This is a genomic window from Spirulina sp. CS-785/01, from assembly GCF_028330525.1.
GTDB lineage: Bacteria > Cyanobacteriota > Cyanobacteriia > Cyanobacteriales > Spirulinaceae > JAQMSD01.
This window is the reverse complement of sequence record NZ_JAQMSD010000232.1, coordinates 1-9,574: the sequence shown is the minus strand read 5'-3', so window position 1 is coordinate 9,574 and position 9,574 is coordinate 1. Positions and strand designations below refer to the sequence as shown.

The window sequence follows — 9,574 nt, the reverse complement described above, 5'->3', positions numbered from 1 at the left end:
CACACCTGGATTGGGCAGGTGCAGCCGACTAACTCAGTGTTCAAAATCATTACCCGTCCTGGCTCGGTTAAGCGGGGCAAGGAGTACGGCGTGTTCCGCCGTCAGCTTCATTTCGAGGGTCCTGGCAAGAGTGGCATTCGTCGTCGCAAGGGTGGAACCCTCACACCCTGGGGGTTTAGGGTGGGTGACTTAGCCCGCTCCAGTAAAGGTAAAACCGAGTCTGTTGGCTACATTGGCGGCTACAGCGAAGTCAATAAAGTGGTGTCTCTGTACGACTGGCAATGGAAGCGAATTGGACAGTTCTCGGTGTCAAAAACAACGTTGATCAGGAGGTCAAATGGTCTATGTGTAGCCTAAGAGATTGTGAGTCTCAACCGCATCGTTCGCGCAGCGTCTCCGCAGGAGAAACGGTATCGACTCATCCGCTTTTCTCCCCCACCTGTTCCGAGGTGGGGGAGTCCCGCGGCTCTTTTGTTGAAGAACGGGTTAGAATAGAAGTCCGATTCAATTAGATTGTGATATCGTTTGCCGTCTTGTGGCGGTGTAATGTTGTTGTAAGGGGAAATTAAGCAAAATGGCACATAAGAAAGGAACAGGAAGTACACGGAACGGTCGGGACTCTAATTCAAAACGGTTAGGAGTCAAGCGTTTCGGTGGACAAACGGTGAAAGCCGGAAACATTTTAATCCGTCAACGGGGAACTAAAATTCATCCTGGTCTGAATGTTGGCCGGGGGAATGATGATACTCTGTTTGCTCTGGTGGATGGAGTTGTCACCTTTGAACGGAAGGGTAAGTCTCGCAAGAAAGTGAGTATTTATCCGGCCAGTTAGGATTATTCTGACTCAAAATTGAAGACGTGCCAATTGCCTGATATTTCAGGGTTTTACGATTGGCACGTCTTATTTTTTTTGGGGACGGGACATTTATTGAACCCACTCCAGACACAGGGGGGGGAAATTGGAATATTGCGGGAAATTGGTCAAGATGTGCGTAATGTGAACTTTGGTTAGTGAAGACTAATCAAGAAGTGACCGAAGAAGTCATGGGTTTCCACTTTAGAGGTGATGTCCCGATGGCTGAAGAATTCTACCGATATTTGTGCAAGTTTTTCCAAGTTTCAATAATACTTTTGGTTCTAGGAATCGGAAAATATGCAAACGATGGGGGTATGGGATACTCGCTTTCCTAGTGGCAGTGTTGGTTGGGGTGATCCCTTATATGGGAGATGGTGCAGTATCTTTAGCTCAAGATACTGGCAGTGCAGCAAGTGGGAATACTGAGAAGATACTGAGTTTTAATAGTGAGATTGTGGTGAATGAGGATGCCAGTTTGCGGGTGACGGAGGAGATTAAGGTGCGATCGCAAGCTGACCAGATCGAACACGGCATTTATCGCACCTTCCCTCTAACGTCTCCCTTTAGTGATGGACTTGTTCCCTTTGAAGTTCTCGACGTTCAGCGTAATGGACAAGAGATTAACTATTCGGTGAAAGATCGAGGGAATAGCAAGCGTATCAATATGTATGACCCCAATATTGATCTCGATCCGGGGACTTACACCTATACGCTCACCTATCGCACGGCGCAACAACTGGATTTTGCCAACAATGACAATGGCACAAATCGCCTTTACTGGAACGTGACTGGACAAAATTGGGCGTTTCCCATTGAAGAAGCGACTGCCGTGGTCTATCTCCCCGATGCTATCCCACCCAATGACCTAGACCTCAAAGCCTATACCGGGAGAGAGGGAGAAGAAGGACAAAATTATAAGGCTTATCTGAGCGATGCGGGAAACCCCCGATTTTTGACCACCTTACCTCTAGAGAAGCGGGAAGGGTTAAGTGTCATTGTGGAGTTTCCCGCCGGATATATTGAACCCTCTGGCTCATTTGAGCGAATTTCACCGAGTCCTAAGCAGAATATCTGGTCTGCGCTAGTGATTATAGGTGGCATTGTAGCCATTTTTAGCTATTACCAAGCAGTTAGAACGGCCCGGAATAAACCAATTTACATTTACGAAAATCGGGAACGCTTACAAAAATCACTCGGCAGATCGCTGAACTCCGATCGCATTGCCTTTTTATGGACTTATTTGGGATCAGTTGGTCTTTTATTTGTCCTTTCCCTTCTCATAATTGGCGCATCCCCCAGTTTATTCTCAATTCTGGTGTGGAGTGGACTCATCAGTATTTTTCTAGGTTTTGGGGTGGCTTTAATTCTTGATCACCCAATCAGTAAACTCCGTGCTTACCGTAAAGCAACCCGGCCTGATCATAAACCCTCTGACAATGATCAACCTATGAAACCAGTGGATCGGGAGCAAATTAAACCTCTCCTCACCCATTCAGAGTTAGTCGCTTGGGAACTCAATCAATTAAAAATCGAAGGATTGTGTCCAGAGAATAACCCAGACGACATTTACCTACGGCTTCACGACATCCCTGATCTGTTTAATAAATATTACGACTGTCCCAACTGCCAAGAACACATTGTTTCCCGTGATTCGGAGGTTTTTGAGCATCCTACTGAAAAGACCCCGGGTAAACGTCGGCTGACTTACCATTGCCTTGGTTGCGATCACGAATGGACAGAAGACGAAAAAATTCATCCTCGGAGTCGCAGTCATTCTGGTGGCCGTGTTGCTGGTGGTTTCGGTGGCGGCGGCGGCGGTGCTGGCGGCGGTGCTGGTGGTGCTGGCGGCGGTGCTGGCGGCGGTGGCGGTGGTGGCGGTGGCGGTGGAGGTTAATCTCCGCTACAGCTACTATTACGTTAACCGCGAGTTTTGTCGCTGGCTTTGAGCCACTGTGAATAATTGGCATACATCACTCACAAGCTCAAGATTTGTGATGTGGGTGATGTGCCATACCTGAAGAATTCTATGGAGAGTTATGCGAGTTTTCCAGTTTTTCAACCCCCCCTTTGATAAGGGGAAAATACAACGACGTTGGGGATACGGGTTAATTGCTTTCCTTGTTGCCATTTTCCTTGGAGTGATGCTTTCTATGGGAGATGGTGGGGTATCTTTGGCTCAAGATACTGGCAGTGTAGGGAGTGGGACTGCTGAGAAGATACTGAGGTTTAATAGTGAGATTCAGGTGAATGAGGATGCGAGTTTGCTAGTGAGGGAAGAAATTACGGTGCGATCGCAAGCTGACCAAATCGAACACGGTATCTATCGCACCATATCCCGAACCTCTCCCTTTCACGATAGCCAAGTTCCCTTAAAAGTGCTGAATGTAGAACGGAATGGCCAAGAAATCAATTATTGGGTGGAAAATCAAGGGAAGAACAAGCGGATTAATCTGTATGACCCCGATATTGATCTCGATCCGGGGACTTACACCTATACGCTAACCTATCGCACTGCTAAACAACTGGATTTTGCTGAAAATGACAATGGCAAAGATCGCCTTGAATGGAACGTAACGGGACAAAATTGGGCGTTTCCCATTGAAGAAGCGAGTGCAGTGGTCTATCTCCCCGATTCTATCCCGACTGAGGAATTAGAACTACAAGCCTATACAGGTCAAGAAGGAGAGAAGGGACAAAATTATAAGGCTTATCTGAGCAATGATGGACACCCCAGATTTTTAACCACCTTTCCTCTCGAAAAACGAGAAGGATTGAGTATTGTTGTTGAGTTTCCTACGGGATATATCGAGTCCAATTACACTATCGGTAATCCTTTATCGGGTTTATTGGATAAGCGTAAAATCTTGCTCATTTTAGCGGTTATCAGTGGGCTATGCTCCATCTTTAGTTATTGGCAAGCCGTTAAAACTGCTCGCCAGAAGCCCATTTATTTAAAAGAAAAACGACTACGTTGGCAAAAATCATCCAAACCATCTGATCATGCTGGTCGTCAGAGCTTTCTCTGGGCATTTCTTGGCTCAAGCACTCTACTGTTTGTCTTCCCAATGCTCATTAGCCGGAATTTACAAACCTTTCCTCTCAATTTTATTCTAGGTTGGGGTGCGTTAATCAGTCTTCTTCTTGGTTTGCTAGTGGCAAAATTCCTTGATTCCCTCCTCGGTCAACTCCGTCCCTACTATACTGCTCCTGATAATCCTTCATCGGAAGGGAGGCTAATGAGGCGCGTGGACAACAAGCAAGTGAGGCCGCTTCTCAATCTTTCCGAACACGTCGCTTGGGAGTTGAAGCAAATCGAAGTTGAGGGATTTTGCCCAGTGGATAACCCCAACGACATTTATCTCCGCATTTATAACACCCCGAATCGCTCTGGGAAATATTATCACTGTCCAAGCTGCAACGAACAGGTTGTCTCGCGGACTTCAAAAGTGATTCAACGTCCCACCACTAGAAAAAACGGAAAGCGTCGGTTTACTTACACCTGTAAAGGTTGTGATCACCAATGGACGGAAGAACGCACGATGCCCCGTGTTCATCCTAGTTCTGGAGTTGCTGTTCCTGGTGCTAGTAGTGGTCACGGTGGCGGCGGTGGTTTCGGCTTTGGTGGCGGTAGCGATGGGGGTGGCGGTAGTAGTGGAGGAGGTGATGGTGGTGGAGGGGGTGCTGGTGGCGGCGGTGGCGGTGATGGTGGCGGTGGTGCTTAATCTCCGCGACTGCTGTTAACTGCTAGTCTAGGGGCAATTCTTGGATTGTCCCTACTGTTTTTTGGGGAATTTCTCGTACAATATTGCCAATTTGTGGGATAAACAAGGAGAACGTAAGCTGGGCGTGACGATGAAATTACTCTGTTTGAGCAATGGTCATGGGGAAGATATTATTGCGGTTCGGATTTTGGAGGAACTGCGAAAGGCGGATGAGTCCCTCGAAATTGCGGCTTTGCCGTTGGTGGGGGAGGGGTTGGCTTATGCTAAGGCTGAGATTCCCATTGCAGGCCCGGTGAAAAGTATGCCGTCTGGGGGGTTTATCTATATGGATGGCCGCCAACTTTGGCAGGATGTCAAAGGGGGGTTAATGCGGTTGACTATTGCCCAATATCGGGTGGTGCGTCGTTGGCGGAAGGAGGGGGGTAAAATTTTGGCGGTGGGGGATATTGTGCCGCTTCTGTTTGCTTGGTTGAGTGGGACGGATTATGCTTTTGTGGGGACGGCGAAGTCGGAGTATTATATTCGGGATGAGTTTGGTAAGTTGCTCAAGTCTCGGAAGGGGGAGGCTTGGTCAGGATCAGTTTATTTGCCTTGGGAACGTTGGCTGATGCGTCGTCGTCGTTGTCGAGCAGTGTTCCCGCGCGATCGCATGACCACTCAAGTCCTCAAAAGGTTCTCAATTCCGGCCTATGATTTGGGCAATCCCATGATGGATGGGATTATCCCAGAAAACCCCAATCCTCAGTACGAGGAGAGAATGTCCCAAATTCGGGAAAAAGACCAACCGCTTAATATTCTACTGTTACCGGGGTCACGTCCCCCTGAAGGCTATAATAATTGGAGTTTGATTTTAGAGGCGGTGACGGTGGTTTGTAATCATTTTCACAAGCGATCGCTGCGTTTTTTAGCGGCCATTGCCCCCTCGCTAGATACCCAACCCCTTGAAGATGCACTCTTGTCTAACCGATGGGACTCTGAAGCGGAATACCCCCTCGACATCCCGTTTCTCGACCCAGACGCGAGGGTGTTTCGTCGGGATAAGGCCCTGTTGATCGTGACGCAACAGAATTATAATGCTTGTTTACTGGCCGGGGATTTTGCGATCGCTATGGCCGGAACTGCGACAGAACAGTTTGTCGGGTTAGGTAAACCTGCGATCGCCCTACCTGGAAAAGGGCCACAATTTACCCCCAAATTTGCCGAAGCACAAACCCGGTTGTTAGGAGTCTCTGTCTTACTGGTGAAACGTCCGGAAGATGTCCCCCAAATGATGCAACGAGTCTTAGAAAACCCCGATCTCTTACAAATTATCGCGGAAAATGGGGTAAAACGCATGGGACAACGGGGTGCTGCGGGTCGAATTGCCGCTTGTTTACAAGAGAAGTTAGTTGATGGTTAAATCAGTCACCAGCATCCGAAGGGAACAGGGAACTCCGGAACAGGGAACAGGGAGATGTTACCCTTACCCTAAAAAGAAGGTCAGAAACTAATCACAGCAAGGCTTTTAGCCAACTTCCAGCGATTTTTAGTTTCTGGAGAGTAAGAAGTTGAATAAATAACAAAGAACAAATAACAAAGAACAAATAACAAAGAACAAACTATGACTGAATCTTCCCCAAAATTAAGCCTTTGTATGATTGTTAAGGACGAAGAACAGTCCTTAGCTGCTTGCTTGGATACGGTGAAAGATATCGTGGATGAAATGGTGATTCTGGATACCGGATCAAGCGATAAAACGCCGGATATTGCTCAAGAATACGGGGCAAAATTACATCATTTTCAATGGTGTAATGACTTTGCAGCAGCCCGGAATGAAGCGCTAAAGTATGTTACTGGGGACTGGGTACTGGTATTAGACGCAGATGAAAGACTCCACCCATCGGCTAAGAATTTTATTCGGGTGGCCATGGTGGAGGAAAATTTACTGGTTTTAAATTTAGTTCGTAAGGAGGTGGGAGCGTCTCAGAGTCCCTATTCTCTCACCTCACGGTTATTTCGGAATCATCCAAAAATTCAGTTTTCTCGGCCTTATCATGCTTTAGTGGATGATAGTGTGGTTCAGTTATTAGAAAAAGAACCCCAGTGGCGAATTCGGACTTTGCCTAATGTGGCCATTGTTCACTTTGGTTATTCTCCCCATAGTATCGCAGCGAAAGATAAACATGAACGGGCTAAAGCGGCCATGGAGTCCTATATTGCGGAACATCCAGAGGACGCTTATGTTTGTAGTAAGTTGGGGGCGTTATATTTAGATGAAGGGAAAAAAGATGAGGCCATTAAACTGCTGCAAAAAGGACTGAAAGACCCCAATAGTGATCCTCTGGTGACTTATGAGTTAAATTATCATTTGGGGAATGCTTACACTCGTAAAAATAAGACGAATCAGGCCATTGTTCATTATCAAGCGGCGTTGTCTCAAAATGTTTTAGAAGCCTTAAAATTAGGGGCTTATAATAATTTGGGCAGTTTGCTTTTTGCGGCGGGAGAAAATACCATGGCTCAACGGTGTTTTGCTGCTACAGTAAAAGCTGATCCAACGTTTGCTCCGGGGTATTATAATTTAGGGATGGTCTTCCGAGCCGAGAGTAATTTTAAAGAGGCTATTCCAGCTTATGAGAAGGCGATTAAACTTAAACCGGATTATGCCCAAGCCTATCAAAATTTGGGAGTTGCGTGGCTTAAATGTGGTAAAATGAATTTAGGATTGGAGTATCTAGGGAAAGCAGTTGCACTCCTAGAAACTCAAAATTTGTTAGAAGCGCAACGTCTCCGCCAAGAGTTAAAAGAGATGGGGTTTGATCCTCCTCAATATCGTGTTGAGGCGGTGTTAGAGTCTCCGATTTCTAAGCCTCAAGAAGAAGCGGCGAATGGGTAAGTAAGTGAAAGAAGACGTATTTTTTCGCCTTGGTTTAAAACCCCAAGGCTAATAGCTAAAACCCGTTAAAAACGGGTTGAAAGACTAAGGAATTAAGTGTTAGTTTTAAGCTGACGGCTGAATGCTTACGCTTATTGTTTATTTTTGACTGTGTACTGATTGACCATTGTATCGGACACATTTTCTCGCCATAACTGCTCTAATTCTGTTGCGGGAATAGTTAAATATAAGACATCATTGGGCTTTAAACAGGTTTCTAACAATAACCAACCGTGAATGGTTCGGGTTTCGGTTTCTAGGTATAATGGCACGAAATTGGCGTGTTGTGCCACTTCTTTGACAGTTTTGTTGCAAAAGGGATGACTGGGGGTAATTAACGTTGCTAATGCAACCCAGAGTAAATCATCAGTCATGCCATTCCCTAAAATTCTGCCACCTAATGCTGCTGCGGCAAAGGATGGGGTGGCTAATTCCATGGGCGATAATACGGTATCAAATTCAAAGACTTGTTGGGCAGATCGGGCAAATTGAGGGTTTTGATTGCGGACAATGGTGGCAATATGGGGGTTAATGGCTTTAGCACAGAGGGAAATTTCTACGTTAACCATATCATTGCTGGTGACAATTAAAATGGCCTCTGCTTTGTGTACATTGGCGGATTTTAAAATACCGGGGATGCTGGCATCTTCGATAATAACTGGGACACCAAGCGATCGCGCTGTATGCAAAAACCGATTATTGGCATCTCGTTCAATAACTACCACTTCGTAACCCTGACGGTGCAAGTGCTGCACGATACGCACCCCAATACCACCTAACCCACAGACGACATAATGGCCACGGGTAGGCACTTGGGCCGCTGCCCAAAATTGCCGCAGACGACTGCCTAAAATAAAATCATTAATCAAGGCGTAACAAATGCCGATCACCCCTGCACCGACAATCATCATGATGGCTGTAAACACTTTAATACTATCAGGGGCAGACTCGGCCACTTCTTCTTTCCCTCCAGCCCCTGTGATCATGCCCACGGAGAAGTACAGTGCGTCCACTGGGGAAACACTATAATTGACGCTTAAATAGGTCACTGTGGCTAAAAAAACCGTGGCCAAGAGGGCTAATGTCACAATGGCCACCGGGCGGCCATAATCGTGAAATTTCCGTAAATTGGTGAAGGCTTTAATAATTTTACGCAGACGGGAGCGACGTTGGGAACGCACTGTCGGTTGTGTACCAATAATCAGATGATCCCCAATTTGTAAGCGTTGGCCGTCCAAGACTGCTGAGACTAAATCTAATTCTCCGGTGGAGGGCAAATAATAAATCAGCATCCGAGAGCGACTTTCCCACAACTCGCTTAATTTTCGCCCCAACCAAGGATGATTGTTATCAATAATTTCCTCCTGTATCGGCCAAGTTTGCCGAAACAGTTCTAGCTGTCCAATGGCCTTACTTCCGAGGGCAGAAAAGGTAAAAATTGGCGCAGACAGTTCGGCTACACTCATACTCACATGATTGAGTAAGGTTAAATCTAAGCGTTTACCGAGGGTATGGTTCACCAAACGATTGACAATACGAATTTGGGGATTAATCACCCGGGCCCGGGTGAGAATCTCTAAATTTAAGGAGTCATCACTACTGGCCAACACTAGGGTATGGGCATAATGAATTCCTGCATTTACGAGAGTTGCGGGGGACTGGAGATCACCGACGACTAAGCGATCGCTGTTTTCTCCTGGCATTGCGCGATCGCTAATTCCCACAACATTGGCCCCTTGTTGTCGCAATAAACAAAAAATACGATAGCCCGTCTGGCCAAGGCTACAGACGATAATACGCGGTTTCATAGCAGGCACAAAGTCACTGATTGTTTATTGTTCCGGAATCGGGATCATAGAAGTGTAATCTGGCACACGATATTGGTTCTTTGTTCTTTGTTGTTTGTAAACAAGGGAACTCCGGAACAGGGAACTCCGGAACAGGGAACAGTAAACAGTAATGTTGTTTGTTCTGGGTTCTTTGTTCTCCCCCAGAGGGAGGAGAGAGAATAGAGGAGAGAGGATAGAGAAAAAATTACAGACTACTCACTTCTCACTTCTCACTTTTCTCTCCTCACTTCTT

The 9,574-nt window shown here is 46.5% G+C and carries 7 protein-coding genes and 1 pseudogene; 7 read left to right on the top strand and 1 reads right to left on the bottom strand.

From position 1 onward, the window contains the following. The 7 genes and pseudogenes from PN462_RS15095 to PN462_RS15065 all read left to right on the top strand — a co-directional run. A pseudogene (locus PN462_RS15095) lies at positions 1–357 on the top strand (RRXRR domain-containing protein); the annotation flags it as partial. Beyond that, positions 345–512 carry a hypothetical protein gene (locus PN462_RS15090; RefSeq protein ID WP_272129431.1) on the top strand — a complete coding sequence of 56 codons (168 nt, stop codon included), beginning with the start codon at positions 345–347 and terminating at the stop codon, positions 510–512. The pseudogene PN462_RS15095 and the gene PN462_RS15090, both read left to right, overlap by 13 nt. A gap of 62 nt (positions 513–574) precedes the next feature. Beyond that, the gene (rpmA, locus tag PN462_RS15085) at positions 575–832 is read left to right on the top strand and encodes a 50S ribosomal protein L27 (protein ID WP_272129429.1); all 258 of its coding nucleotides are present in this window, start codon (positions 575–577) and stop codon (positions 830–832) included. Positions 833–1,190: 358 nt separating this feature from the next. Next, a complete protein-coding gene (locus PN462_RS15080; RefSeq protein ID WP_272129427.1) occupies positions 1,191–2,750 on the top strand; it encodes a DUF2207 domain-containing protein in 1,560 nt (519 codons plus the stop codon). A gap of 142 nt (positions 2,751–2,892) precedes the next feature. Then, the gene (locus PN462_RS15075; protein WP_272129425.1) at positions 2,893–4,578 is read left to right on the top strand and encodes a DUF2207 domain-containing protein; all 1,686 of its coding nucleotides are present in this window, start codon (positions 2,893–2,895) and stop codon (positions 4,576–4,578) included. 130 nt (positions 4,579–4,708) lie between these two features. Beyond that, positions 4,709–5,977: a lipid-A-disaccharide synthase-related protein gene (locus PN462_RS15070; protein ID WP_272129423.1), complete on the top strand. Its 1,269-nt coding sequence runs from the start codon at positions 4,709–4,711 to the stop codon at positions 5,975–5,977. Between the two features lie 201 nt (positions 5,978–6,178). Then, on the top strand, positions 6,179–7,453 hold the full coding sequence (locus PN462_RS15065) for a glycosyltransferase (RefSeq protein WP_272129421.1): 1,275 nt from the start codon (positions 6,179–6,181) through the stop codon (positions 7,451–7,453). Between the two features lie 131 nt (positions 7,454–7,584). Here the strand turns inward: PN462_RS15065 and PN462_RS15060 are convergent, their stop codons facing one another. Beyond that, on the bottom strand, positions 7,585–9,300 hold the full coding sequence (locus tag PN462_RS15060; protein ID WP_272129420.1) for an NAD-binding protein: 1,716 nt from the start codon (positions 9,298–9,300) through the stop codon (positions 7,585–7,587). Positions 9,301–9,574 lie beyond the last annotated feature (274 nt).

What these genes read in the sequence shown, in the direction of transcription:
- PN462_RS15090 (WP_272129431.1), top strand. Translation starts at nt 345, where the DNA reads ATGTGTAGCCTAAGAGATTGTGAGTCTCAACCGCATCGTTCGCGCAGC.
- rpmA (WP_272129429.1), top strand. Translation starts at nt 575, where the DNA reads ATGGCACATAAGAAAGGAACAGGAAGTACACGGAACGGTCGGGACTCT.
- PN462_RS15075 (WP_272129425.1), top strand. Translation starts at nt 2,893, where the DNA reads ATGCGAGTTTTCCAGTTTTTCAACCCCCCCTTTGATAAGGGGAAAATA.
- PN462_RS15070 (WP_272129423.1), top strand. Translation starts at nt 4,709, where the DNA reads ATGAAATTACTCTGTTTGAGCAATGGTCATGGGGAAGATATTATTGCG.
- PN462_RS15065 (WP_272129421.1), top strand. Translation starts at nt 6,179, where the DNA reads ATGACTGAATCTTCCCCAAAATTAAGCCTTTGTATGATTGTTAAGGAC.
- PN462_RS15060 (WP_272129420.1), bottom strand. Translation starts at nt 9,300, where the DNA reads ATGAAACCGCGTATTATCGTCTGTAGCCTTGGCCAGACGGGCTATCGT.